Annotated in this window: 23 protein-coding genes and 9 pseudogenes; 12 read left to right on the top strand and 20 right to left on the bottom strand. The window is 61.3% G+C overall.

The genetic code is table 11. The features are described from left to right. Nucleotides 1-48 precede the first annotated feature (48 nt). Nucleotides 49-1,401 (bottom strand): transposase, encoded by a 1,353-nt coding sequence (locus tag ACZ2HM_RS02900; RefSeq protein ID WP_470426158.1) that lies wholly within the window; start codon nucleotides 1,399-1,401, stop codon nucleotides 49-51. A 328-nt stretch (nucleotides 1,402-1,729) separates the two neighbouring features. On the opposite strand from ACZ2HM_RS02900, the gene acuR reads away from it, so the two are divergent. Together acuR and ACZ2HM_RS02890 are read left to right on the top strand one after the other, a co-directional pair. After that, entirely contained in the window at nucleotides 1,730-2,362 is a 633-nt protein-coding gene (gene acuR / locus ACZ2HM_RS02895) for an acrylate utilization transcriptional regulator AcuR (protein ID WP_470426183.1), read from the top strand. Between the two features lie 56 nt (nucleotides 2,363-2,418). Further along, nucleotides 2,419-2,754, top strand: coding sequence for an alcohol dehydrogenase catalytic domain-containing protein (locus ACZ2HM_RS02890; RefSeq protein ID WP_470426182.1), 336 nt, complete (start codon nucleotides 2,419-2,421; stop codon nucleotides 2,752-2,754). On the opposite strand, the pseudogene ACZ2HM_RS02885 reads toward ACZ2HM_RS02890, so the two are convergent. The 7 genes and pseudogenes from ACZ2HM_RS02885 to ACZ2HM_RS02855 form a co-directional block, all read right to left on the bottom strand. Then, a pseudogene (locus ACZ2HM_RS02885) lies at nucleotides 2,710-2,895 on the bottom strand (IS3 family transposase); the annotation flags it as partial. The gene ACZ2HM_RS02890 and the pseudogene ACZ2HM_RS02885 sit on opposite strands and share 45 nt — an antisense overlap. Before the next feature lie 16 nt (nucleotides 2,896-2,911). Continuing rightward, nucleotides 2,912-3,970 carry an IS110 family RNA-guided transposase gene (locus ACZ2HM_RS02880; RefSeq protein WP_470425396.1) on the bottom strand — a complete coding sequence of 353 codons (1,059 nt, stop codon included), beginning with the start codon at nucleotides 3,968-3,970 and terminating at the stop codon, nucleotides 2,912-2,914. Between the two features lie 195 nt (nucleotides 3,971-4,165). Further along, nucleotides 4,166-4,870, bottom strand: a pseudogene (locus ACZ2HM_RS02875) (IS3 family transposase); the annotation flags it as partial. Beyond that, nucleotides 4,871-6,229 (bottom strand): IS110 family RNA-guided transposase, encoded by a 1,359-nt coding sequence (locus tag ACZ2HM_RS02870; protein ID WP_470426181.1) that lies wholly within the window; start codon nucleotides 6,227-6,229, stop codon nucleotides 4,871-4,873. Nucleotides 6,230-6,456: 227 nt separating this feature from the next. Further along, nucleotides 6,457-6,693 (bottom strand): annotated as a pseudogene (locus tag ACZ2HM_RS02865) (transposase); the annotation flags it as partial. 65 nt (nucleotides 6,694-6,758) lie between these two features. Next, nucleotides 6,759-7,310: pseudogene (istB, locus tag ACZ2HM_RS02860) on the bottom strand (IS21-like element ISSsp5 family helper ATPase IstB); the annotation flags it as partial. Continuing rightward, nucleotides 7,307-7,950: pseudogene (locus ACZ2HM_RS02855) on the bottom strand (hypothetical protein). The pseudogenes istB and ACZ2HM_RS02855, both read right to left, overlap by 4 nt. Before the next feature lie 149 nt (nucleotides 7,951-8,099). On the opposite strand from ACZ2HM_RS02855, the gene ACZ2HM_RS02850 reads away from it, so the two are divergent. Next, nucleotides 8,100-8,231 (top strand): hypothetical protein, encoded by a 132-nt coding sequence (locus ACZ2HM_RS02850; RefSeq protein ID WP_470426180.1) that lies wholly within the window; start codon nucleotides 8,100-8,102, stop codon nucleotides 8,229-8,231. An 18-nt stretch (nucleotides 8,232-8,249) separates the two neighbouring features. On the opposite strand, the gene ACZ2HM_RS02845 is transcribed toward ACZ2HM_RS02850, so the two are convergent. After that, nucleotides 8,250-8,666: a PaaI family thioesterase gene (locus ACZ2HM_RS02845; protein ID WP_120253502.1), complete on the bottom strand. Its 417-nt coding sequence runs from the start codon at nucleotides 8,664-8,666 to the stop codon at nucleotides 8,250-8,252. 290 nt (nucleotides 8,667-8,956) lie between these two features. After that, nucleotides 8,957-9,193: a hypothetical protein gene (locus tag ACZ2HM_RS02840; protein ID WP_470426179.1), complete on the bottom strand. Its 237-nt coding sequence runs from the start codon at nucleotides 9,191-9,193 to the stop codon at nucleotides 8,957-8,959. Nucleotides 9,194-9,300: 107 nt separating this feature from the next. On the opposite strand from ACZ2HM_RS02840, the pseudogene ACZ2HM_RS02835 reads away from it, so the two are divergent. After that, nucleotides 9,301-9,549, top strand: a pseudogene (locus ACZ2HM_RS02835) (Tn3 family transposase); the annotation flags it as partial. Between the two features lie 76 nt (nucleotides 9,550-9,625). Then, nucleotides 9,626-9,895: a type II toxin-antitoxin system RelE/ParE family toxin gene (locus tag ACZ2HM_RS02830; RefSeq protein ID WP_470426178.1), complete on the top strand. Its 270-nt coding sequence runs from the start codon at nucleotides 9,626-9,628 to the stop codon at nucleotides 9,893-9,895. An 8-nt stretch (nucleotides 9,896-9,903) separates the two neighbouring features. Here the strand turns inward: ACZ2HM_RS02830 and ACZ2HM_RS02825 are convergent, their stop codons facing one another. The 4 genes from ACZ2HM_RS02825 to ACZ2HM_RS02810 all read right to left on the bottom strand — a co-directional run bounded on the left by ACZ2HM_RS02825 (nucleotide 9,904) and on the right by ACZ2HM_RS02810 (nucleotide 15,364). After that, nucleotides 9,904-10,488, bottom strand: a complete 585-nt coding sequence (locus tag ACZ2HM_RS02825; RefSeq protein WP_470426177.1) for a PRC-barrel domain-containing protein — start codon at nucleotides 10,486-10,488, stop codon at nucleotides 9,904-9,906. A 35-nt stretch (nucleotides 10,489-10,523) separates the two neighbouring features. Continuing rightward, nucleotides 10,524-13,184 (bottom strand): excinuclease ABC subunit UvrA, encoded by a 2,661-nt coding sequence (locus tag ACZ2HM_RS02820; RefSeq protein WP_470426176.1) that lies wholly within the window; start codon nucleotides 13,182-13,184, stop codon nucleotides 10,524-10,526. 394 nt (nucleotides 13,185-13,578) lie between these two features. Beyond that, the gene (locus tag ACZ2HM_RS02815; RefSeq protein WP_043061438.1) at nucleotides 13,579-14,688 is read right to left on the bottom strand and encodes an S-(hydroxymethyl)glutathione dehydrogenase/class III alcohol dehydrogenase; all 1,110 of its coding nucleotides are present in this window, start codon (nucleotides 14,686-14,688) and stop codon (nucleotides 13,579-13,581) included. Between the two features lie 268 nt (nucleotides 14,689-14,956). Then, on the bottom strand, nucleotides 14,957-15,364 hold the full coding sequence (locus ACZ2HM_RS02810) for a putative quinol monooxygenase (protein ID WP_243695625.1): 408 nt from the start codon (nucleotides 15,362-15,364) through the stop codon (nucleotides 14,957-14,959). A 120-nt stretch (nucleotides 15,365-15,484) separates the two neighbouring features. Here ACZ2HM_RS02810 and ACZ2HM_RS02805 point away from each other — a divergent pair, with 120 nt between their 5' ends. Together ACZ2HM_RS02805 and ACZ2HM_RS02800 are read left to right on the top strand one after the other, a co-directional pair. Further along, nucleotides 15,485-16,465 carry a GlxA family transcriptional regulator gene (locus ACZ2HM_RS02805; protein WP_120252783.1) on the top strand — a complete coding sequence of 327 codons (981 nt, stop codon included), beginning with the start codon at nucleotides 15,485-15,487 and terminating at the stop codon, nucleotides 16,463-16,465. 65 nt (nucleotides 16,466-16,530) lie between these two features. After that, nucleotides 16,531-17,102 (top strand): annotated as a pseudogene (locus ACZ2HM_RS02800) (IS630 family transposase); the annotation flags it as partial. Nucleotides 17,103-17,157: 55 nt separating this feature from the next. Here ACZ2HM_RS02800 and ACZ2HM_RS02795 read toward each other — a convergent pair. From ACZ2HM_RS02795 to tnpA, 4 genes and pseudogenes are all read right to left on the bottom strand, one after another. Continuing rightward, entirely contained in the window at nucleotides 17,158-17,403 is a 246-nt protein-coding gene (locus ACZ2HM_RS02795; RefSeq protein ID WP_019052496.1) for a hypothetical protein, read from the bottom strand. 17 nt (nucleotides 17,404-17,420) lie between these two features. Continuing rightward, nucleotides 17,421-19,078 (bottom strand): annotated as a pseudogene (gene tnpC / locus ACZ2HM_RS02790) (IS66 family transposase). A 71-nt stretch (nucleotides 19,079-19,149) separates the two neighbouring features. Continuing rightward, nucleotides 19,150-19,413 carry an IS66 family insertion sequence element accessory protein TnpB gene (gene tnpB, locus ACZ2HM_RS02785; protein WP_233423678.1) on the bottom strand — a complete coding sequence of 88 codons (264 nt, stop codon included), beginning with the start codon at nucleotides 19,411-19,413 and terminating at the stop codon, nucleotides 19,150-19,152. Nucleotides 19,414-19,487: 74 nt separating this feature from the next. Further along, nucleotides 19,488-19,835 carry an IS66-like element accessory protein TnpA gene (gene tnpA, locus ACZ2HM_RS02780; protein ID WP_062788688.1) on the bottom strand — a complete coding sequence of 116 codons (348 nt, stop codon included), beginning with the start codon at nucleotides 19,833-19,835 and terminating at the stop codon, nucleotides 19,488-19,490. An 86-nt stretch (nucleotides 19,836-19,921) separates the two neighbouring features. Here tnpA and ACZ2HM_RS02775 point away from each other — a divergent pair. Next, nucleotides 19,922-20,317 (top strand): annotated as a pseudogene (locus ACZ2HM_RS02775) (transposase); the annotation flags it as partial. A gap of 55 nt (nucleotides 20,318-20,372) precedes the next feature. Here ACZ2HM_RS02775 and ACZ2HM_RS02770 read toward each other — a convergent pair. After that, entirely contained in the window at nucleotides 20,373-20,663 is a 291-nt protein-coding gene (locus ACZ2HM_RS02770) for a metal/formaldehyde-sensitive transcriptional repressor (RefSeq protein ID WP_470426175.1), read from the bottom strand. Between the two features lie 201 nt (nucleotides 20,664-20,864). Further along, the gene (locus ACZ2HM_RS02765; RefSeq protein ID WP_009823890.1) at nucleotides 20,865-21,854 is read right to left on the bottom strand and encodes a zinc-dependent alcohol dehydrogenase family protein; all 990 of its coding nucleotides are present in this window, start codon (nucleotides 21,852-21,854) and stop codon (nucleotides 20,865-20,867) included. A gap of 138 nt (nucleotides 21,855-21,992) precedes the next feature. Here ACZ2HM_RS02765 and ACZ2HM_RS02760 point away from each other — a divergent pair, with 138 nt between their 5' ends. The 4 genes from ACZ2HM_RS02760 to ACZ2HM_RS02745 all read left to right on the top strand — a co-directional run bounded on the left by ACZ2HM_RS02760 (nucleotide 21,993) and on the right by ACZ2HM_RS02745 (nucleotide 24,130). After that, entirely contained in the window at nucleotides 21,993-22,571 is a 579-nt protein-coding gene (locus ACZ2HM_RS02760; protein ID WP_470426174.1) for a TetR/AcrR family transcriptional regulator, read from the top strand. A 75-nt stretch (nucleotides 22,572-22,646) separates the two neighbouring features. Continuing rightward, nucleotides 22,647-23,477, top strand: coding sequence for an aldo/keto reductase (locus ACZ2HM_RS02755; protein ID WP_470426173.1), 831 nt, complete (start codon nucleotides 22,647-22,649; stop codon nucleotides 23,475-23,477). A gap of 6 nt (nucleotides 23,478-23,483) precedes the next feature. Beyond that, the gene (locus tag ACZ2HM_RS02750; protein WP_470426172.1) at nucleotides 23,484-23,633 is read left to right on the top strand and encodes a TMEM175 family protein; all 150 of its coding nucleotides are present in this window, start codon (nucleotides 23,484-23,486) and stop codon (nucleotides 23,631-23,633) included. A 41-nt stretch (nucleotides 23,634-23,674) separates the two neighbouring features. Continuing rightward, a complete protein-coding gene (locus ACZ2HM_RS02745; RefSeq protein ID WP_470426171.1) occupies nucleotides 23,675-24,130 on the top strand; it encodes a hypothetical protein in 456 nt (151 codons plus the stop codon). The last annotated feature ends 69 nt before the right edge of the window (nucleotides 24,131-24,199 follow it).

Here is a 24,199-nt window from a genome sequence, read left to right as displayed (position 1 = left end):
ACGGGCTGTTAACAGCCCGCTGCCGAAGTCGGTTTTTCGGGACGGCGCTCAGTGCGGCTCCGCAGACATGGTGATAAGCAGGACGCCGGTTTCGGCTGCGACTTGGCCGACGAAGGCGAAGATCAGCGCATTTTCGGTCTGAGCGATCAAGAAATACGCCTGGGAGCCGCTGACGGCCTCCCTCGGCGTCCCGTATCCGAACAATGCGCGCATGACGATGCTCAGATTGAAACCAGCGACATGGATCAGATACCTCTTGTGAAGGTTTTCACGCCCGCGCAGCCACGCGCGGCGCATGCCGCCCCGATCCAGAACGTGCGCAAAGCTGCGTTCCACCATCTCGCCGCGTTTTCGCATGGCCTTGCGCCCGACCCCGGATTTGAGACGGGCTCGGTTGGCGTAGACCGCCTTCTGGGCAGCATCGTCGCCGCGCCAGCGCAAGACGCCTTTTGCCGGCAAGGGCTCGGATAGGCGGGTCTTCCACTCACCGCCTGCAAGCGCCTTGAGCCCCTCGCGAGAATGGTAGCCCTTGTCGGTCACCAGGTCACAGGGGTTTTCCTGTGTTGGCTCCAGGCCGATGGCTGCCAGGTTGCGCGCAGCCGCCTTCAGCGTCGGGTCGAGGGTGTTCGTATCGCCCTTGTCCGCAGGATGGATTGGCGCTGCGACGATTACGCCCGTGTCGAGGTCGACCGCATGCTCGGGCTTGTAGCCAAGCCGGGTGGAACCGTTCTTCATCCGGGTGACCTTGGCGTCGGGATCAGTCGGGCTCTCCCAATCCGCGTTCGACAGCTTCTTGCCCGTGCGCTTGCGATCGAGGCGCACCAAGTCGTCGGCCGAGGGCGTTTCAATGCCGCTTTCCTTGGCCATCCGCGTCAGCATTTCGCGGTACGTCTCGCCGGTGTCGCGCTTTACGATCGTGCGCAGCGCCGCATTGGCTTCCATCGTCGAGCCATCCACGCCGATCCGTTCTGCCTTCACCAGCTCATGATTTGCCACAAGCCCCAGAACCCAGGCAAATATCTGGTCGTGAACCTCGTGCGGCAGCCGGCTGCGGATCTTCGACATCCAGCTATGGTCGGGGACTTTCTCCCGCGTCGTCAGCCGCAGAAACTCGCGCAGCGACAGCGAGTCCGAACACCGCCACACAATCCCGCGCTCGGAGTGAATGCCTTCGAAATAGCCGATCAGCAGCATCCGAAAGTAGCGGCCGGGCGGCACCGATGGCGCCCCCATCCGGGGCGCGTAGTATGCTTGGCAGGCCTCTTCCACAAAGTGGTCGAACCCAGCATCCACCAGCAGCTTCTGAAGCTTGTCGTAAAAGGCGTGCCCGGGAGAGCGCGGTATATCGGACCACGACACGATCAGATCCGGCTGCACATCACCATCACGCCTCATCGCCATCGCTACCGTCCGCTCGCCTCGCCCTGACAAGGCTGAATCAGATCACCCCGACTTCGTCAACGGGCTGTTAAGACGGGGCGTGGCGGATGGCCAGCGATTGGCCGTCCGCCACGCCGCGTCTCACACGAACACGGCGCACCTGACGGGCACTCAAACCCTAGGGTCAGGACCCATTGATATAACCGGCTCGATCTGATCAATGGGTCCTGACCCTAGGTTGGCGATGGCATAAAATGAAGCCATAGGACTTGGAGCTACGATTCCTAAAGAGATAGTTCCGACATCACATGCTCTTACATTTATTAGACGATCGGTCTATTAAATCAACATGGATGTTGCCAATGTTCCCCGTCGCCGTGGACGACCCCCGAAAGCTGCGGCAGGTTTTAGCGAGACCCGCGCGTCGTTGGTGCGTGCGGGGCTGGTCAGGCTGACCGAGAAAGGCTTCACCGCCACTGGGCTGGATGAGATCCTGAAGGTGGCTGGTGTACCCAAGGGCTCATTCTATCATTATTTCGATAGCAAGGAGGCCTTTGGCACAGAGCTCATCGACCGATATGGGGCGTATTTCGCCGGCAAGCTGGAACGGTTCTTCAACGATCATTCCCGTTCCCCATTGGCGCGGATTGAAGCCTTCATAGCCGATGCGGAAGCGGCCATGGAACGCTTTGCCTATTCGCGCGGTTGCCTTGTCGGCAATCTCGGACAGGAGATGGGGGCGCTGCCCGAACCCTTCCGCCAGCAACTCTGCGACGTTTTCGCCGACTGGCAGCATCGCACAGCCGGGTGCCTGCGGGCCGCGCAAGCCGCAGGCGAAATCGGCTCTCTTCACAATGCCGATAACCTTGCCGCGTTCTTCTGGATCGGTTGGGAAGGCGCTGTGCTGCGAGCCAAACTCGAACGCAGCGGCAGCCCGCTTCAAACATTCGCAGAGGGGTTCTTCACAATGATCCGAACGTGACCCTTTTTTTGAATAATACTAGTCGATCGGTCTAATTATTAGGAAGGAACCCAACCATGAGCTTATTTCGTGCGGTCGTGATTGAGAAGAACGACACGGGCCAAACCGTCACGCTGAAAGATTTCAGCGAAGCCGACCTGATGGAGGGTGATGTCACTCTCCGAGTGACGCATTCGACGGTAAACTACAAGGACGGCCTTGCCTTGACCGGAAAAAGCCCGGTCGTGCGACGCTTTCCCATGATCCCCGGCATCGACTGCGCCGGGGTGGTCGAGATATCCAGCCATCCCGACTTCCGGGCCGGAGATCGTGGACTTGTAACGGTTTTGTGCCGGTCACCTATCTCATTATGCCACCTTGGCTTCGAACGCGAGCGGGCTGATGCCGCCTAGATATGAATGGCGGCGACGGGTGTTGTAGAAGCCATTGATGTACTGAAAGATGGCGGCTTCTGCCTGACGCCGCGTCGGCCAGCTCTGCCGCCAGATGAGTTCCGCCTTCAGGGATTTGAAGAAGGTCTCGACGGACGCATTGAGGCTCCTATATTTGTCAAGCGCTGGTCAGAGATGCTTTTGGGCGACATAGGTGGGTAAAGATTTCGCGAACGATGTATCGCTTAAGGCAGCGTATAATCTCCCGGTTGCTCTTTCCCTCCATTTTTCGTTTGCTGACATAGGCAAGTGTCGGCGGATGGTTGCGCATCCGAACGATTGCAACCCGATATAGCGCGGCATTGGCTTGCCGGTTTCCACCACGGTTGAGTCGGAAGCGGTTGGTCTTGCCACTTGATGCGGGGATGGGACACACCCCGCAGAGCTTGGCGAGTGCAGCTTCGGAGCGGATTCGGGTGGGATCATCGCCGACCAGTATAAGCATTTCTGCCGCCGTCATCGTCGCGATCCCGTGCGATGCCAGCAACGTTGGTGCGTTGGCCATGACCAGTTGCTCGAGCGCCTTGTCGTGCGACTGAATTTCTTCGTGTAGAGCCAGCCAGCGTTGTGCCAAGGCCCGCAAGGCGGTTTTGGCCGATGCGATCGTCGAGGTCATTGCGCCGGGCCTGAGTGCAGCAATATATCGGATCAGCGCGATTTTTCCGTTTATCTGATCGAGCGTGTCGCGCAGCGCCGCAGGTGCGTTGATGATCAGGGTTTTCAGGGTCACCATGGCCTGCGACCGGCATTTGACTGCTGTGTCGCGTGCGATTTTGAGATGCCGGATCATCTCGACGGATCCTGTTTGCGTTTTGGGTTGGGCGATCGCCTGTCCGCCCAGCACCGACCGTGCGGCGCCTTCAGCGTCGAGGCTATCGCTTTTGCCATGTTGATAGCGCAACTGTCGATTAGGTCTGGTGACCTCGATGACTTTATGGCCCTGGGCCAGAAGATGGCGAGACAGCCCGGCTCCGTATGATCCAGTCCCCTCGATGCCAAAGGCTGTGATGGTGCCCAACGCACACGCCCAGTCCTCGAGCAATTTATAGCCCTTTGTTGTCGCTGGAGCCGAAAAGGCCGTCAATCGGCTGCCGTTGTTATCGATTGCCACGGCAACATGGATGGATTTATGGGTATCGACACCGATAATGACGCCGCTGATGTTGGTATTGGTCATGTCCTGTCCTTCTCTGAACGGTGCCCGGGCACCGTTCAGAGAAGGACAGGACTGTGAAGGGGCAAACCCGTCAGGCTCCTATCAAGTCACATCTCGCCCGTTGCCAGGGCGACTTGATGGCCGACACGTCAACGCAATGACACGGGGTCAATCGTAGCATGGGTCAGACCATCAAGCCGCAGCAACATAATCACAGTCGTAGCAATTTCCCTTGCCGCTCATTGATGGACGCAGGCCATAGGCCTGCAGCTTTTTCTGATAGTCGTAGGAGCAATATTGGCTACCGCGATCCGAATGGAAAAGGCAGCCCTCGGGAGGCTGGCGCAGGCGCACCGCCATATCCAGCGCCCTGATCGCCAGGTCTTTCTTCATCCTGTCGCTGACTGCCCAGCCTACGACGCGACGGCTATGCAGATCGAGAATGACGGCAAGGTAGAGCCAGCCTTCGGACGTCCAGATATAGGTGATGTCGCCGGCCCATTTACGGTTGGGCGCATCTGCGGCAAAATCGCCGTCCAGCCAGTTCGCTGCGACACCCAGGCGATGGTGGCTGTCAGTCGTAACCTTGTGCTTGCGCGTGCGGACTGGCTTGATCCCGTTGATCTTCATCAGCCGCCCGACCCGGCGCTCGCCAACATCGAGCCCTACCTCCTTCAACTCCATCGTCATGCGAGGACGGCCGTAGCTGCCAAGGCTCAGCCTGTACTGTTCCCGGATATGGGCCAGCACTTTCATATCTGTCCGCTCCCGCCTGCTGATCGGGCGCGAGCGCCAGGAACGATAGCCGCGTTCACTGACATCCATGACACGGCAGAGCAGTTCAACGGGCCACCGGTGCCGCCAGCTATGCACAAATGCGAACTTCACGGCCTTTGGCTCGCGAAGAACTGCGTGGCCTTCCTAAGAAACAGCCGTATCAGGTTCCGCAGGCCTTTCATGCAGGATGAAGCCGAAGGCCTTGGCGCGGCGCTGCAGATTTCCGATCACCCGGCTGCGATAGCGCTCCTCATATTGTGAGGCACCGGGATCATGATACGCCATGCCGTGGCGCAGGCTGTTATAGAACAGCACCGCTATTTTGCGTGCAGTTGCGGTGACCGCTTTTGCTTTTCCAGCGCGCGCCGACAGCCTTCGGTAAAAAGCGCCCAGCGCGGTGTCACTTCGACCGATGGTGGTTGCGGCCAGACGCAGGAGTGCTGCAGCCCGGCTTGATGAGCGTCGGGTTTTGGACGACAGCAATTTACCGCCCGATATCTTGTTGCCCGGTGCCAGGCACAACCAGGACGTAAAATGCTTTGAACTGGGCCATGCGGCAAGATCGGTCCCGCACTCGCCAACCAGCTTGAGTGCGAGCGACGGGCCGATTCCGTGGATCTGCGTCAGGTCCACGCCCAGCACGCGATAGAGCGCTGACCGGACCTCGAAGTCAGGCGTGTTCACCTGTCGCCCTTTGGTCCGGACTTTTGGGAGGTGGCGAACGTCATGTCCCTCGTCGATTTCGAGCGCCTTGAGTGCAACCTCAAGCTTTCGATCACATTCGAGAACTTTGGTTTGGTAGAAGTCGAACAAGGCCAGAGACTGGCCAAGCGCGAAGATATGCTCGTCGCGCCAGTTCCCCGATAATGCCGCACAGATGGTCTCAATAGTCGCGTGGCAGCGGACGTCGCGCATTTGCGCCAGTGCGTTGGGCGTACGTTCCCCGCTCACAATGGCCCTGATGATCCGCATGCCCGTCACGCCGGTGATGTCGGAGACGACGTGATGGAGTTGCACATTCATTTCCATCAGCGCCTTCTGCATGTGCTGAATATGTGAGGCGGCATATTCGATCAGCCGCTCGCGCTGCCGCAGATAGGCACGCATGGTCGCCACGCCCGCCTCGGGACGGAAACTTCCCCGCAGCAGCCCGTAGCTGTGCAGGCGTTGCAACCATGCAGCGTCGCTGACGTCGGTTTTGCGACCCGGTACATTCTTGGCATATCGCGCATTGACCAGGATCACCTCAAAGCCGTGCCCTTCAAGCACTTCATAGGCCGGAATCCAGTAAACACCGGTCGATTCCATCGCGACAGTCGTGACGCCATATGCCTTGAACCAGCGGGCCATATCATGGAGATCGCCGGTGAATGTCCCGAACGCTCGTACCGGATTATCATCGGCGTTCGGATTTATGGCCGCCATATGCATGGTCGATCCGATGTCGATGGCAGCGGCGCGTGGATTGACCATAGACAACGCGCCGGATTTTGATCGTTCCATTCCAAGTCCTCCTTTAAAACAGGAGGGTATGGGCGATGCTAAAAGTCATCTTCCTAACCGGGATCACCGCAGAACGGCGTCACCACTCTCAAGTACGCAAACACCCACGGGCCACGTTTTTTAACGGGGTATCATGCCTCCAATAAGCCATCGGCCGCGACCCTCCCGACCGCACCATAGCACGACCCGTTTCTACCGCGCACAGGCGGGCTCAGCCGGCGACGGTTTTTTAGCACTTCCCTCTCCTCCCGCAGCACACGGTTCTCAAGGCGAAGGCGTTCATTCTCACGCGCCAGATCTGCCTGCGGCGCTGAAACCAGATCACTGGGCCGATACTGCGATACCCACTTGCCCAGCGTCGACTTCCCTATCCCCAAATCCGATGCAACCCGATCGCGCGGCAACCCGCTGGTCAGCGCGATCCGTACCGCCTCTTGCTTGAACTCTTCTGTATGCTTGATCATCTCGTCGGTCTCCTGTTGCGAGCTCTAATCGCTCAGGTGACCGGCGCAAAACCGTTACAAGTCCACAGTTCGGCACCGGTCTTGGAGAGCGGTACGAAGCCCAGTTCGTCAATGATGAGTAGCTTGTATCCGGCCATCTGCTTCTGGAAGCGCAGGAGACGCCGCTCGTCGCGCGCCTCCATCATCTCGACCAGCGCCGCCGCAGTGGTGAAGCCCACCGACAGTCCTTTCTGGCATGCTGCCAGTCCGAGCTCCAAAGCTACGTGCGCCTTCCCGGTGCCCGATGGCCCCAGAGCGATGGCGTTCTCACGCCGCTCGATCCACTCGCAGCGCGCCATCTCGAGCACCTGCATCTTGTTGAGCCTGGGGATGACGGCGAAGTCGAAGCTGTCGAGGCTTTTGACGGCGGGGAAGCGCGCGGCCTTGATGCGCCGCTCGACCATACGACGCTCCCTGTCGATCATCTCCATCTCGACGAGACGGGCGAGGAAGCGGATATGATCGACGCCTTCAGCGGCACATTGCCGGGCGAGCCTGTGATGCTCTCGCAGGCACGTAGGCAGCTTGAGGGCCTTGAGATGGTGAGCGAGAAGAATCTCCGGTGCCTGATCGCTCATGCGGCCTCCTGCCTGTCGCAGAGCAGGCTCAGATAGGCTCTAGCAACGGTCTTCTCGACCGTGGTGCGAGGCAGGAAGCGATAGACGTCCAGGTCCAGTCTGGGCGGTACGCGTTCGACCCGGCACAGGACGAGGTGCTTGACGGCATCGAAGCCGATGGCGCCAAGGGCTATGGCCTGTTCCACCGCCGCCTGGAGATCGGCGAGGGTGAACGTTTCCAGTAGGCGCAGCACCTGCACATATTCGCGCCTGCCATGTTTGTGCATGCGCCCTTCCATCAACCGCTGCAGCGTCCCGAACGCTTCGGGCAAATCCCAGCCCTGCAAAGGGGCGGCCTGGTCGAATGCGTTGATCTTCTGCTCGATCAGCGGGAGATAGTGGAGTGGGGCGAAGATACCCGCTTCGCCGTATGGCGCTGCTTGCGCGGGACACCGCGATCCCTCTCAAACCATCCATCGATGATCCCCACAAACCCGTCCAGCTTCGGGCGCTGCGGTTCAGACTGACGCCGGTAACCCGGCGGCGATGAAAACGATAGCATCTTGCGCACCGTATCGCGCGACACATTGAAACGCTTCGCCGGAGCCCGCTGGCTCATGCCATCCGCGCAAGACAAACGGACCTGAAGATAAAGTTCCACGCTGTAGATCCCCACACCTCCCTGACTTGGCAGAAAGGCTTCAAGGTGGACGACTTTTACGCCGCCCGCAGCAGGACTATCCCGCCGCTAGCGTGGCCGAATATTGCTCCGCCGTTCTCACACGCATGAAGGCAGCAGCGCGCGAGGCGGTGGCACAGACGCTAGAGCGTGGCGGCGAGGTCCGCGCACCGCGCGTCCGCGAAGTCGAACAGCGCCGGGGCGAGACGCAGGATCGGCATCGCGCAGCGGCCGAGAAGACTGCAAAGGATCTCGAACGATAATCCTTGGGAAAATAGGGGCTATGGAAGGGAGTAACTGACGGTAGATTGGGCTACGAGATAATTTTCGTCTTGTTGCCATAACCGAACATCGACCGTGGTCAGGCGGCGGCCCAGCCTCAACAAGCGGGCGTCTGCAATGATCGTCTCCATTTTGCAGGCGCGGAGGAAGGAGATGGACAGACCGTTTGTTACTGCCATCTCCTTTCGCCCATGATGAGCGATAACCACCGCATAAGCCGCAACATCGGTAAGTGCCATGAGCGTTGGCCCCGATACGATCCCTCCGGGCCGAACCATGCTTGGGTTAGGATCAAGGGTCATGCGGACATGCCCAGCTTGAACATCGACCACGGCGCCAAGGGACGCGCGCGTTTCGCTCGGAAACGCGCCATCGAGAAATTCGGCAAGTTCGTTTAATGTCAGACAGGGATTCATGGCATCCAATCAGTTGAACAGTTTGGCCTTCAAGACACTCAATAGCTGTTGAGGTCGCTCCAACGGAATGAGGTGCCCCGTTTCTTCGATTATCGAAAGGGTGGCACCTTGGTCTGCCCCCACCGAGTGGACCGATTGGTTTGTTAGTGCATTAAGCTCATCGCCGCCATATCCGGACGGAGGTGGAGCGAAGGAGCACGTCAATCACGGGCAAAATCATGGCTGACGATGCTGATAGGCGAGTTGCTCACATCAGTGGTGAGAGGGATCGCTTCGGGCCTCCTCGATACTCAAGGCGACTTTTCAGAACCGAAAAAGGTCGCCCACACTCCGTTGAACAACGAATCCGTGTAGCCGGCGCGTGTCAAGACCTTGCCGGCGCGCAGATATTCGGTCCGCAGCGTGAATGGCAGGTTGGGCGTTGCCGACCAGACTGCATTCAATCGTGCCAGTTGAGCGACGCTGTGGCCCGTCACGTTCTGTGTGCCGGCGTAGGCGTTCAGGGCGGCGGACAGGCTCCAGACCAACTCCAGTGCGGGTGTCCAGTGCACTCGTAAGGTTGTGGGCTTCCATAACGCCCACCCTCTCCCTCAATCACCACACCGTGCAAGGTGGGTGGAAAACACCGCTTACGCAGCAATATCGGGCATCCGGCCTCAACCTAGTCATCGCGGCGATCGTCTATTGGAACACGATCTACATGGACGCCGCCGCCCAGCACCTACGATCGACATCGGTCCCGGTGCCTGACGATCTCCTCGCCCACACGTCCCCGGTAGGCTGGGAGCATATTGCTTTTTCCGGCGATTCCCTCTGGGATCGCGCAGCCGCCTCCGCTGGTCGAAAGGCCCTCAATCTGCCGCCCGATAGCCGCGTCGCCTAAGCGTTCGCCGATTGTTCGCTCTTAGCGTTGTTTAGCGTACCTTCCACGCTATGCCCTCATCCTGACGCCGGATGCGTTGGCCGATCTCGATCGCATCGCCGAGCATATCGAAGCGGACAATCCCGCACGCGCGATCAGCTTCGTGGAGGAGCTGCGCGAGGTAGCCCGTCGCCTCGCCGATCTTTCCCAAGGCTTCCCTCTGGTGCCGCGATATGAGCGCTACGGCATCCGGCGCCGTTCCTATCGGCGCTATGGCATCCTTTATCGTCCAGAGCCCGAGCGCATCCTTGTCCTGCGCTTTCTTGGCCCCGGCCAGGATCATTACCGCGCACTACAGTTGGTGTGATCCCAACCCTATTGCGGATTGACCGGGGCGTAAGCGGGCCAATCGCGATTTTTCAGGCCGGGCAACGCCAGATAGCTTGGGCCATCGAGCAGCATTGTTATGCGGGTGTAACCGATCTTGAGCTGATCGAGCGGCACCGCTCGCAACGTCTCCTCGAGACCGGCATAGCGCTCGTCCGACACCACCACATAATTGATCCTGCCGGTCGCGCACTCGATCAGCGCCTCGACGACCCGGCCCAGGTTCATGCCGGCCTTGTCGTCGACGGCCATGCCGATCAGTCCGGTCGCAGTGAACAGGTTCGGGGTTTCCGATCGTTGGCTGGCGGTTTCGGCCGATCGGCCGCCATCTTCATATTTGGTCTGCTGCCCCAGCCATCGCCAGATACCGACGAGGTTCGTCACCATCAGAAATCCGTTGGTGGCGACCAAGGCCGTCTGCCCCGTCGCATAGCCGAGCGTCGTCCAGCAAACCGAGCTGACGCTGAACACGACGAAGCCCCAACCCGTCACGCGCGCGCCGAGATTGGAAGCTGTCATCATGGCCGCGATCATCGTCGCGATCGTGGCGATCCAACCCACGAGGCTTATCATGTCCACCCCCTCCCCTGTGGCGGGCTTACAGGCGGCTACAGGGCCGTTTTGAGATAGGGGGCGGTCAGGCTGCCTTCCGCCTCCGCAACATCGCTAGGGACGCCGCTGGCGATGATTTGGCCACCCTCTTCCCCGGCCCCCGGCCCCAGATCGATGACCCAATCGACCCGTGCGATGGCGCGCATGTCATGTTCGACCACCACGACCGTATTTCCGACATCGACAAGACCCTGCAGGTGCCGCATCAGCCGATCCGCATCGGAGGGGTGAAGCCCCGACGTCGGCTCGTCGAGAATGTAGATCGTGTTCCCCCGCTGCGCGCGTTGCAGCTCCGTCGCGAGCTTGATGCGCTGCGCCTCGCCGCCTGACAGTTCCGTCGCCGGCTGCCCGAGCCGCAGATAGCCAAGACCGATTTCCCGCAGCACATCGAGCGAGCGCATGACGGATGCCTCGCTTGCGAAGAAGTCGCACGCTTCGTCCACCGTCAGCTCTAGCACCTGAGCGATGTTGCGGCCGTTCCATTCGACTTCGAGCGTTTGCGGATTGTAGCGACTGCCGTGGCAGGTCGAGCAAGGCGCATAGACGCTCGGCAGGAACAGCAGCTCCACCATGACGAAGCCCTCGCCGTCACATACCGGGCAGCGGCCCTGTGCGACGTTGAACGAGAACCTGCCCGGGCTGTAGTGGCGCCGGCGGGCAAGCGGCGTGTCGGCGAAGATCTTGCGGACATGATCGAACAGGCCGCTGTAGGTGGCGAGGTTCGAGCGCGGGGTGCGGCCGATCGGCCGCTGATCGACCCGCACCAGCCTTTGGACATGCTCCATGCCGGCCACGATGCGGCCTTCGGTATCGTCCTGCGCGACATCGAGCAGCGGATCGACCTCATCCTCTTCAACGGCTGCCGAGCTGCCGAGCTGTTCCGCGACAAGCTCCGGTAGCGCTTGGCTGACCAGACTGGACTTGCCCGATCCGGAGACCCCTGTGACGGCGGTGAAGCAGCCTATCGGAAGCTCGACGTCGAGGCTGTGAAGATTGTTGCGCGTCACGCCTTCGAGACAAAGCCATGCCTTGGCTTTACGCGGGGTCCGATCATGGGCGACGGGCTCTGCGAACAGATAGCGGCGGGTGATCGATTCCTCGACATCGGCCAGTCCCGCGATCGGCCCGCTGTAAAGCACTTCGCCGCCCTTTTCGCCGGCACCCGGGCCGACATCGACCAGCCATTCGGCATGGCGGATGACGTCGAGATCATGTTCGACGACGAACAGCGAGTTGCCCGCCGCCTTCAGCCGCTGAAGGATGGTCAGCAGGGCTTCGCCGTCTGCCGGGTGCAGCCCCGCCGAGGGCTCGTCCAGCACATAGACCACGCCGAAAAGCTGCGACGACAATTGGGTGGCGAGGCGCAGGCGTTGCAGCTCCCCGGAGGAGAGCGTCGGCGTGCTGCGGTCGAGCGAGATATAGCCAAGGCCAAGATCGATCAGCGGCTCGAGCCGTTCGAGCAATTCGCAGGCGAGGCGCTGTGCGGCGACCCGCTTTTCATCGGAAAGATTGGGCGTGCGGCGCACGTCGGGCGCAGCCTTGTGCGCCGAACCTCCTGCCGCGACCCGCCGTTCGACCGCCGCATCGCGGGCCGCCTTGCCGAGGACATGGCCCTTCGGGACCGCCGCGGCGCCCCCATATTCGCCATGCGCGACGGGCGTGAGCAAGTCCCGGAGTTTCAACACCGTCAGATCGCCGAACTCGGCGATGTCGAGGCCCGCGAACTTCACCGACAAGGCTTCGCGCTTCAGGCGCTTGCCGTCGCAGGTCGGGCAATCGCGGCCGATGATATATTGCGAGACGCGCTTCTTCATCAGCGCGCTTTTAGTGTTGGCGAAGGTTTCCAGCACATAGCGGCGCGCGCCGGTGAAGGTGCCCTGGTAGCTCGGCTCCATGCGGCGCTTGAGCGCCGTCCGGGTCTGTTCGGGCGTCAGGCCCGCATAGACCGGCACCGTCGGCGCCTCTTCAGTGAAGAGGATCCAGTCGCGATCCTTTTTCGGCAGGTCGCGCCACGGCGTATCGACGTCATAGCCGAGCGAAACGAGGATATCGCGCAGGTTCTGCCCATGCCAGGCGGTCGGCCAGGCGGCAATCGCTCGCTCGCGAATGGTGAGGCTGTCGTCAGGAACCATCGTCTCTTCGGTCGCGTCATAGACGCGCCCGATGCCGTGACAGGTCGGACAGGCGCCGGCGACCGTGTTGGGGGAGAAATCCTCCGCAAAGAGCATCGGCTGATGGCGCGGATAATCGCCGACGCGGGAATAGAGCATCCGCACCAGGCTGGAGAGCGTCGTCACGCTGCCGACCGAGGATCGCGCGTTGGCCGAGCCGCGCTGCTGCTGCAACGCGACCGCAGGCGGCAAACCGTCGATCGCGTCGACTTCTGGAACCCCGGCCTGGTCGATCAGGCGACGGGCATAGGGCGCAACCGATTCCAGATAACGCCGCTGGGCTTCGGCATAGAGGGTGCCGAACGCGAGCGATGACTTGCCCGAGCCCGATATGCCGGTGAACACCACGAAGGCGTCGCGCGGTACATCGACGTCAATATTCTTGAGGTTATTCTGGCGCGCGCCGCGAACCTGCACGCAAGCGGGCGGCCCCGAATGCCCATGATCGGTGGCCGGCGTCGTCGCGTGAATGTCCTTGCTCTTCAATTCAGTCTTCCTGCCTTATACGCCCGTGCGGCCCGTGGTTCATCACAGTCGGGTAGCAGATGAATGCATTTCCGACGCAATACATCCAACGGCCAGACTGGCCCGATGTTCGGCACCTTTGAAATATTTCTCCAGCATCAGACAAAGGTTACGACAAAACCATTTTTCCCGTTGGGTCGCGCGGCAAGGCCACACACACTCCGCTGGTAAGCGCTTGGGCCAGGCGGCCCTGGTCCGTGCCGCTATCGGCATTTAACGACCGCACTTCGGCGCTTGTTACCGCATCGCGACGCTTTGCCCATTTGCCAGAGCGCGCTTCATCATGGCCCGGGTCGGGCCATGATGACGGCCGAGTTGTCGATCCGAGCGCCTCGCGCCGCTTCGGATCGGCGGGTCAGTAGTGAATGACCGTGCGGATCGACTTGCCTTCGTGCATCAGTTCGAAGGCCTCGTTGATCTCCTCCAAACCCATCGTGTGGGTTACGAATGGGGCCAGATCGATATCGCCTCTCATCGCATCCTCGACCATGCCGGGAAGCTGTGTCCGTCCCTTGACGCCACCGAAAGCGGACCCCTTCCATACGCGGCCCGTGACGAGCTGGAATGGTCGGGTGGAGATTTCCTCGCCCGCGCCGGCAACGCCAATAACGATCGACTGACCCCAGCCACGGTGCGCTGATTCAAGCGCGGCGCGCATGACGTGGACGTTGCCGATGCACTCGAAGGTATGATCGATGCCCCAGCCCGTCATCTCGATCAGCACTTGCTGGATAGGCTTGTCATGGTCCTTGGGGTTGATGCACTCGGTCGCACCGAACTGGCGTGCCAGCTCGAACTTGGATGGATTGGTGTCGATGGCGATGATGCGACCCGCCTTCGCCTGGCGCGCACCCTGAATCGCCGCGAGGCCGATGCCGCCGAGGCCGAACACGGCGACCGAGTCTCCGGGCTGGACCTTGGCGGTATTGTGGACTGCGCCGATGCCGGTCGTGACGCCGCAGCCGAGCAGGCAGACATGTTCGGGGTTTGCCTCGGGATTGATCTTGGCGAGCGAGACTTCGGCGACGACAGTATATTCACTGAAGGTTGAACAGCCCATGTAATGATAGAGGGGCTGACCATTATACGAGAAGCGGGTGGTCCCATCGGGCATCAAGCCCTTGCCCTGCGTTTCGCGGACCGCGACGCACAGGTTGGTCTTGCCCGACAGGCAGAAGTCGCACTTGCCGCACTCGGCAGTGTAGAGCGGAATCACGTGATCGCCCGGTCCGACGCTGGTGACGCCTTCACCGACCTCGACAACGATGCCCGCGCCCTCGTGGCCCAGAACCACCGGGAAAACACCCTCCGGATCACTCCCCGCCAGCGTGTACGCGTCGGTGTGGCACACACCGGTGTGCGTCACCCGTATGAGGACTTCGCCTTTCCGGGGTGGGGCGACATCGATCTCGACGATTTCGAGTGGCTTGCCCGCCTCGAAGGCTACAGCGGCGCGAGATTTCATGTTGGGACACCCTCGTTGAGTTAAACTGATTGCTGGTGCGAGGCCGTTGCGTCAGCGCAAATTCGTCGACATTCTCATATTGGCAGGGAGTACCTTTAGTATACTCCCTGCCAGTATACAAGAGGTGTCCTAACGAGGATCTCAAACCAGAGAAGGCAGCAGGGGCTGGCTTCTAGACTAGCGCGACATCGCTTACGTGGAAGAAGAAACTCACCACGACGATGGCGGCAGAGCGGTCGCAGCGATGCCACATACCGCTCTGTCTAGCTTACTTGACCGCGAGAACATCCCAGCGCTCGATGACCGGCGGCGTGGCCAGAAGCTCATCGGCGTTCTGCATGAGTGCCGCCGCGATCGGACCGTTGAGATGTGCGGTTCTGTCGCCATCATTCTGAAAGGCGTCAAAGATCGCGAAACTGCTTGGTCCGAACTTTACAGCATACCAGACCGGAGTACCCGTTTCGGCTTGTGCCAACGGCAGCGCGTCCTTCAGAAACTTTTCCAAAGCCGCTTCTTTGCCAGGCTTGGCGTCGAGCCGCACGAATAAGCCCATATGTGTCATCTTCATCGTCTCCATCTTTGGGTGTGGTTGGGTTGACTTCGAGCTGCCTGTCGTATCCGCCATTGCGCTTGTCGCGCCGGTGGCGACAACGAGGGCCGCCGTGAGCAGGAACACTTTAATGGTCCTCATTTTCTTCCCAATTTGATCGCGCCATCGTCGGCCGCGTCGCTAGACTATCATCGCAGCGGAGCGTTAGCGCTTGGCAGAATTGACAAACCTGATACCATTCTCGCCATGAGCACAGCTACGACAATTTTAGCGCTTGATGGGGTGTTCGATACTGGGCTTGCGGCGTTTCAGGACACCTTAGCGACGGCGCGCGACTTGGCGCCCCCCGCCTTGCGTGAAAGTTTGAACTCGTCGGTTTCCAGCATTCGTCGCGCAACACATACAGCGCACGGCCTCGCAATCCCTACGGTTCGGGCCGACGCCCTCCCGACTCCCGGCTTTGTTTTCGTGCCGGCATTGGGAGCGAAGACGGAGGAAGGCATTGCCGACGCCCTTGCTCATCCCGATGTAAAGCGAGCTGTCGAACTATTGCGAACCTGGCAGGCAAATGGTGCGACTATCGCTGCTGCTTGTACGGGGACATTCGTCCTCGCCGAGACGGGATTGTTAGACAAACAAGAGGCCGCCACCAGTTGGTGGCTCGCACCTTTTTTTAGAGCCCGGTATCCCAGCGTTGCACTCGATGACAGCCGTGCGCTGGTGGGTAACGACAGGGTCGTTACCGCAGGCGCGGTGCTTGCACATTTCGATTTGGCGCTCTGGTTCGTTCGTCAGCGGAGCCCCGAACTGGCCGACACCGTCGCTCGCTACCTAATGCTCGATCCTCGCTCGCCTCAAGCCACCTATGCCATCCCGGATCATTTGCGCCACGCCGACCACCTGGTGATGCTCTTCGAGAAGTGGGCGCGTGAAAACCTCGATACGGGCTTTTCCTTGGAGCAGGCCGCGGCCTTTGTCGGGACAAGTGAACGAACTCTGTCCCGCAGAATCAATATGGTGCTGGGCCGCTCTCCATTGTCTTATTTCCAGAGCCTGCGCGTTGAACGAGCGGCTTATCTCCTGAGGACGACCAAATTGGGAATGGATGAGATCGCAGCCCGCACCGGCTATGATAATGCAGCCACTCTCCGCACTCTGCTACGTCGTAAGACTGGCCGCACCGCCTCAGAAATTCGCCGGACGAACCATTTAGGAGTGCAGGATTAGAGCCGTGCCCGAGCGGTTTGGGACGGCTGGAGGGTCGGGACGTTGAGGGGTGAAGGAGGATGGCGATGCCTTCACCTTTGTCCGTCGATTTACGCGAGCGTGTCGTGTCGGCCGTAGCTGCGGTCGCGTCCTGTCATCAGGCTGCAGCCCGGTTTGGGGTCAGCGTTTCCAGCGCCAGCCGCTGGTCGGATCGGTTTCGCCAGGAGGGACAGCTTGCGCCCAAGCCGTCGGGCGGCGATCATGCCTCGCACCGGATCGAGGCGCAGGCCGACCTGATCCTGACGATCTACGAGGCGCGGCCGGCGATCTTTCTGCGCGAACTGCGTGACGCTTTGGCCGAGCGCGGCCTGCAGACCAGTACGAGCAGCCTATCCCGCTTCTTCGCCCGGCGTGGCATCACCCGTAAAAAGGGGCGATCCACGCCGCCGAGCAGGCGCGCGAGGACGTAAGGGCAGCCCGCGAGGCTTGGTTCGAGAACCAGGACGCCCTCGATCCCGACAGGCTGGTTTTCCTCGACGAGACTGCCGCGGCCACCAACATGGCACGCCGCTACGGTCGGGCTCCGCGAGGCGAGCGCTGCCGGCTGGCTGTCCCGCACGGGCACTACAAGACCACCACGATCACTGCCGCCCTGCGCGTACGCATCCGGCGAGGACCGCGGCTACTGACGGTTTGCTGGGGGTTTTGGCATCTTACTTGCCGAGGAAGGCCTCGACGCCTTCTTGAGCGAGCACATCGCGGAATGCAGCATCGGCATCGCGGTCGGTGGGGAATAGATTGTCCCAGACCGTCGAGGTGCCGTGCTCGTTGACGACCTCGAGGGACCAACCACGTTCGGTGGCGAGCCGCACGATGTTGATGGTCAGCCGTACGCCCGCCTGTTCGATGGACCGGCAGAGAGAGGATTCAATCAGTTCGGGTTGCGGGTCAAATTCCATGCCGTGATGCTATGAGATCACGGCTCCAGCTTCAACGCTGTTGGTTTCCAATTCCATGGGAGCAGATCGCCAAGCCGATTAGCCGGATGACCGGCGATGCGGGCAAGGACGTCGGCGAGCCAAGCCTGGGGATCGAGGTCGTTGAGGCGACAGCTTTGAATGAGTGAAAACATGATGGCGGCGCGCTGACCGCCGCGATCGGAGCCGCAAAATAGCCATGCTTTCCGCCCGAGTGGCACACAGCGTAGCGCCCGTTCCGCTGCGTTGTTCGTGAGGCATACCCTGCCATCGACGAGGAAGCGGGTGAAGGAGTCCCAGCGCCGGAGCATATAGTTGATAGCCTTGGCGAGATCATGGTTACGCGACAGCTTGGCGAGTTGGGCGTTCAACCAGTCGTGCAGTTCGGCGATCAGTGGCGCGCTCAACTCCTGACGGGCGGCAAGCCGCTCCGCTGGTGTCTTGCCGTTGATACCGCGCTCAACGTCGAATAGGGCGTCCAGCTTCTGCACCGCCTCCAGCGCAATCGGATAGATCGGGCCAGTCCGCTCGCCGCGGCTCTTCTTGCGCGCAGCGCCCTCGACGTCAGCAAGTTCGAAGAACTTCCTGCGCGCGTGAGCAAAGCACCCTGCCTCCAGGATGAGACCAGGCTGGCGGTTGGGAGCGTACAGCTCGAAATAGCCCGCATAGGCATCAGCCTGCAGAATCCCGGACCAGGACGCGAGGTGCGCCTGGGGATGTTCCCCGCGCCGGTCGCGCGAATAATAGAAAACCACCGCCGGCGGATCGGCGCCGCCGAACGGGCGGTCATCCCGGACATAATCCCATAATCTACCGGTATCGGTCTTGCCCTTGGCCATGACCGGCACGGTGGTATCGTCGCCATGCACGCGCTCGGCGGCAAAGACATGGGCCTCGATCAGCCGAAAGATGGGCATCAAGGCGAAGGACGCCGCACCAACCTGATCGGCAAGCGTGGAGACGCTCAGCGGCACGCCTTCGCGAGCGAAGCGCTCCGCCTGGCGGTTGAGCGGCTGGTGCTGCCCATACTTCTCGAACAGCAGCATGGCGAGGAAGCTTGGCCCTGCCCAGCCACGCGGCACGACATGGAATGGCGCGGGCGGCTGCGTGATCTTCTCGCAGTCACGGCAGGAGAACTTCTCGCGTACGGTCTGGATGACCTTCTAGGCACGCGGGATTACCTCCAGCGTCTCGGTTACATCCTCGCCCAGCTTCGACAGGCGCATGCCGCCGCAGGCCGGACAGGAACAGGGCGCCGGAACGACGACGCGGTCGCGGGGCAAATGGTCGGGGAACGGTTTTTTAACTGGCCTCTTGCGCTCAAAGGCGGTGACGTTCGTCGCCTTTGTCGCGGCGGTCTCGGCGGCCAGATCATCTTCGGCGGCGTCGGCCTCCAAATCTTCGAGCTCAAACTCCATCTGCGCAAGAAGCCGGCGGGTGCGTTCGGCGCTGGGGCCGTACTGCTCGCGCCTGAGCTTGGCGATCTGCAACTTGTAGTCAACGCCTCGGTGGCGCTCTCCCGGGCACGGGCATTGGCCAGTTCGGCTTCAGCGCTCGTGGCCCGCTGTTCGGCTTCATCGGCGCGCTGCGCACTGAGCCGTACCAACGCCTTGAGCGCTTCGATATCGTCAGGCAGGGGCGAAACGGCGGCGTCCACAACTTGGATGGAATCATAGAAAACCTCCCGGATGAAGCGGAAAATGCAGCCTCCGCCGAGAAAATCTGCGCCTATCCTGCGCTCTGTGGGCGCCAGCTATATTGCGGGTTCCGCCAGTCCACTCCGTCAAGCAGACAGGCCAGCTGTGAGCTCGTCAGCGACACCACGCCGTCCTTCGCGGCGGGCCAAATGAACTTCCCTCGTTCCAATCGCTTCGAATATAACGACATCCCGAGGCCGTCGTGCCAGATTATCTTCACAAGCGCCCCGCTGCGCCCGCGAAAGACCCAAAGATCGCCGGCAAATGGGTCTCGCGAGAAGCTCTGCTGCACCATTGCTGCCAAGCTCTGCATGCCGCGCCGCATATCTGTGTGGCCCATCGCAATCCACACCCGCGCGCCAGCTGGGATCATCGCAGGGCCTTGAGCGCTGCCGACACCAAGGCAGCTGGTGCCGACGCAGATATGCTCACGCGCCCTTTGCCACCCAGATCCACGATGATCACCGGCATTGCGGCCTGGTGCGCATTCTGCTGTTCGCCATCGTCAACCACCGCCTCGGCGAACTCCGTCAGGGCGGGCGGCTGCCGCAGCTTGTTGCGCCACGTGTAAATGCGCGCCGTGGAAATATCGTGCCGCCGCGCCACAGCCAAAACGCTGGCCCCAGGCGCAAAGGCTTCTGCCAAAATCTGGAGCCGTTCCTCGTCGCTCCAGCGCCGCCGCCGTTCCGGCCCGGTCATCACCGTGATCTGCCGCATCCACTGCTCCTAAGCGTGCTCTCGAGAGCGTTCTTAAGAGCAGGCCCCTACCTCAAGACAAGGCGCGTCTTGCCGGATGCATACCCCTGCGCAGGGATGGCCTGTGCGCCACTTCCCTGTTCGACGGCGCCACCAACGGCGCACGCTTCCGGACCTACGTCGCCGACACGCTTGTGCCCGCGCTCAAGCCCGGTGACACCGTCATCCTCGACAACCTGCAGGCCCACAAGGTGGCAGGTGTGCGTGAGACCATCGAGGACGCCGGGGCGAGGCTGCTCTACCTCCCGCCCTACAGCCCGGACTTCAATCCCATCGAGCAGATCTTCGCCAAGCTGATGGCTCTGCTCCGGACGGCGGCGGCCCGCACCGTCCCTGATCTGTGGCACGCCATCCGGCAGGCTTTGGCTCGCTTCACGGCAGATGAGTGCCGCAACTCCCTTGCTGCTGCCGGCTACGATACCGACTTGGCCGTCGCTACGTGACCGGGCACGGCTCTAAGTGCGGGAGAACACGGGCAAGAAAATGAGCCTGAAATTGTCATTTAAGATAAGTACGCAGAATCTTCATTACGCCCTCCACGCCGTCATCATGATCGCCACTTGCGCCTCCGACGGCCCGATCTGCGCCCGCACCGAATGTTTCCCTGAGATGACTCTGCATCACTTCTGCCATCAGTCCATTTGTCGCACCACGCATGGCGACAATTTGCTGCAGCAGGGGAGCGCAATCGGCCCCCGCTTCGATCGCGCGTTCCAGAGCGTCCGCCTGACCCTTGATACGCCGCAAGCGTGTGATGGCTCGCTTCTTGTCCTCTGATGAATGTGGCATCGCGTTTTCCCGAGAAATCGCTCCATCATACTATACAGGGGGGGAGTTTCAATCCTGCACAGAGCCGGGCGTTTTTCTTATCGGGCGAGGTTCCGGTCATGCCCTCGAGCCTGCGCCACGAGCAGCCTTGGCATGGGCGCCGAGGGTCCGATCCTCTGTCGGGGAAGGGGGGGCGATCGCTCACTCCCCCCGGTATACCGGTCAGACCGTAACGACGACCTTGCCGATCTGGTCGTTCGATTCGAGGAAGCGGTGAGCGTCCTGGATGGCGTCGAGCGGGAAAGTGCGCGCGATCCGCGGCTTGAGCGCGCCCGATTCCAGACCCGCCACGATGAACGCCTTGGCGCGATCTAGGGCGGCATCGTCCGAGACGATCTCGCTGTAGAGATACCCCTTGAGCGTGAGGCTCTTGCCCAGCACAGAGAACAACGGGAAAGGCGTCGGTTCGCCGCTGAGCGCGCCATATTCGAGCAGGATGCCGCCGCGTGCCATGCTCTCGGTCAGCGGCTCGAACGACGGGCCTCCGACCGGATCGAGTACCACGCGCGCACCCTGACCATCGGTTATCTCCATCACCCTCGCTACCAGGTCCTCTTCCCCGGTCGCGACGACATGATGTGCACCGGCATCGATCAGGGCCTGGCGCTTGGCGCCGGTACGCGTCGTCGCGATTACCGTCGCGCCGACCATCCGCGCAATCTGGAAGGCCGCAAGGCCGACGCTGCTGGAGGCAGCTGTGACGATGACGAAATCGCCCTCGCCGAGTTTCGCCTGCTCCACCAGTGCACCCCAGGCTGTGACATACTGCATCCACACGGCCGCCGCTTCCTCGAACGACAGCGCCGCCGGATGCTTGACGACGAGGCGGGCGGGCACGTTGGCGACCTCGCCATAGGTGCCCCAACGCGCGATATCGAGCGGGGGGATGACGCTGACGGCTTCGCCTTCCGCAAACCCGGTCACGTCCGCGCCGACAGTAACGACAGTGCCGGCAGCCTCATAGCCAAGGCGGCTCGGGAACTCGGCTTCCTGAAGGTAGGCATGGTTGCGGAACATCACCTCGGCGCGGTTTATGCCTATCGCCTTCACCGCGATCTGCACTTCGTCGGCCGCGGGAGCGGGGACTGCCACATCTTCAATCCTGAGGACGCTGGCGTCGCCATATTCGTGGATACGGACGATGCGGCTCATTGGAGACTCCTTGATTATTTAATGATCGTTCTGTAAGGGAGCGGACCACCCGTTTCAAGATATTATTTATCGATCGTTCCATATCGTGCATCAGAGATGACAGAGACGAAAGCCCGTCGCCGCGCAGGTCGCCCTCGTGTGTTCGACACTGACGCTGCGCTCGACAAGGCGGTGCGGCTGTTCTGGCAGCGCGGCTACGAGGCGACATCGATGGCCGATCTGGTGGCGGAGACTGGCGTCGCCGCCGCCAGTCTCTATGCAGCGTTTGACAACAAGGCGGGGCTGTTTGCGGCGGTGATCGAGCGCTACGCCGCGACGTTCAGCGTCCACCTCTATGCACCCATCAACGATCCGGCGTTGTCCACCTACGAGGCCGTCAAAGGCCTGCTGGAACGGGCGGCGTCATCATTCTCGGAACCCGGAACGCCGGCCGGCTGCTTCATGTATTCAGCAGCGGCAGCCGTTTCGCCGGCGTCCGCCGCCATCGAATGCCTGCTGCGCGACAAGCGTATCGCGGCGGAGGCCCTCCTGGTCGAGCGTCTGCAACGCGGCGCCGCGCAGGGCGAGCTTGCGGCCAACACCGATCCGGCCGTGCTAGGCAAATTCATCAATACGGTCATGGAAGGCATGTCCCTTCAAGCGCGCGACGGCGCTACGCTCAACGAACTGCTCTCCATCGCCAAAATGGCACTCGATCGATGGCCGGCCGCAATATGATCGTTACATGGTCGTCATCTGCCAATCCGCCTCCCGCGACCGAACAGTCGAACTCATCGCATAGGACGAAAGCACATGAAACACGTGACATTGCCCGGCGGGGAAGTGGTTCCTTCAATGGGTCAAGGCACCTGGAAGATGGGTGAGCGTGCCGAGCGGCGATCCGATGAAATCGCTGCGCTACGCGTCGGTGTCGAGTTGGGCATGACGCTCGTCGATACCGCTGAAATGTACGGCGATGGTGCGGCGGAAACGCTGATCTGCGAAGCGCTTGGCGACCGTCGCGACCAGTTATTCCTCGTCAGCAAGGCGTATCCACAGAACGCATCGCGCTCCCGCCTTGCCAGTGCGTGCGAGGCGAGCCTGAAGCGGCTCGGCACCGATCGGCTCGACCTCTACCTGCTCCACTGGCGGGGATCGGTGCCGCTCGCCGAAACGATAGAGGCAATGGAGGCGCTGAAGTCGGCAGGAAAGATTCGGCATTGGGGTGTCAGCAACCTCGATACCGACGATATGGACGAGCTTGTCGCTGCCGGTGGGGATGGCTGCGTGACCGATCAGATCCTCTACAATCTCGTGCGTCGAGGCCCCGAGTTGGACCTGTTACCGTGGCTCGCCCAGCACAAAGTGCCAGTGATGGCGTATAGTCCCGTCGAGCAGGGACGCCTCACAAGCCATCCCGCCCTCGACAAAGTAGCGGCCAAGGTTGGCGCAACCCCTGCGCAGGTCGCGCTTGCCTGGACGTTGCGCCACGATGGCCTCATCGCCATCCCGAAAGCGAGTTCGATTGCACATGTGCGGGAGAACCGCGCGGCCGCAGATATCGTCCTCTCCGACGCCGCCCTTGCGACACTCGATGCGGCATTTCCCCGGCCAGCGGGCCGTCGCCCACTCGAAATGCTGTAGCGTCAGATGGCGACATCCTCTCTCAAAGCAACCGAACGCAAATCGGACCGCCTCGAGGCATTCATGGACGCGGTGCTGGCAATTGCCATCACCCTCCCGGTGACCGAACTACACGCACCAGAGCCAACCGACGGCGACCTGGCAGGGCATACCTAAAGCTGGCACCGGAATATGCGGCCTACGCCCTTAGCGTGGTTTTGATCAGCCTCTACTGGGCGCACAGCCATTTCAGCGGCAAGCTGCTGGAGAAGACCGATCACGGCTACAATCTGCTCAGCATTGGCTTTCTGGCTGTCGTCAGCATCACTCCATTTCCCGCGCGCCCGTTGGTCGAACACCTCAGCGGAGATGCGGAGAATACCACCGCCGCCCTTTGGTATCTGGGCGTAGCAGCGACACCGGCGACCTGGTGGTTTCTTCGTTGGGTATACGCCACTGCGAGAGGTCTTCCAGACCCGCGCCTGACGGACGCCTACCTCAGGCGAACAACCCTCAAACTCGGCATCACTGCCGGAGCCTATTCGGCTTCCTTCGCTTTGGCTTTCTGGGATTGGCGTGCTGGACTTATCGTCGCGGGGATCGTTACGTTGAGCTATATCGTTCCGCCAGCAAAACCCATCTACAAGCCGGGTCAAGAACCGGAGAATGGCTGAGACCGGCTATAGACCCGGCACGGCGGATGCTCACATCGGCTAATCAATCCAGAATTTTGTCTATCGTGA

Source organism: Sphingobium sp. KKT206 (assembly GCF_055640555.1).
This window is presented reverse-complemented; position numbering and strand designations above follow the sequence as displayed.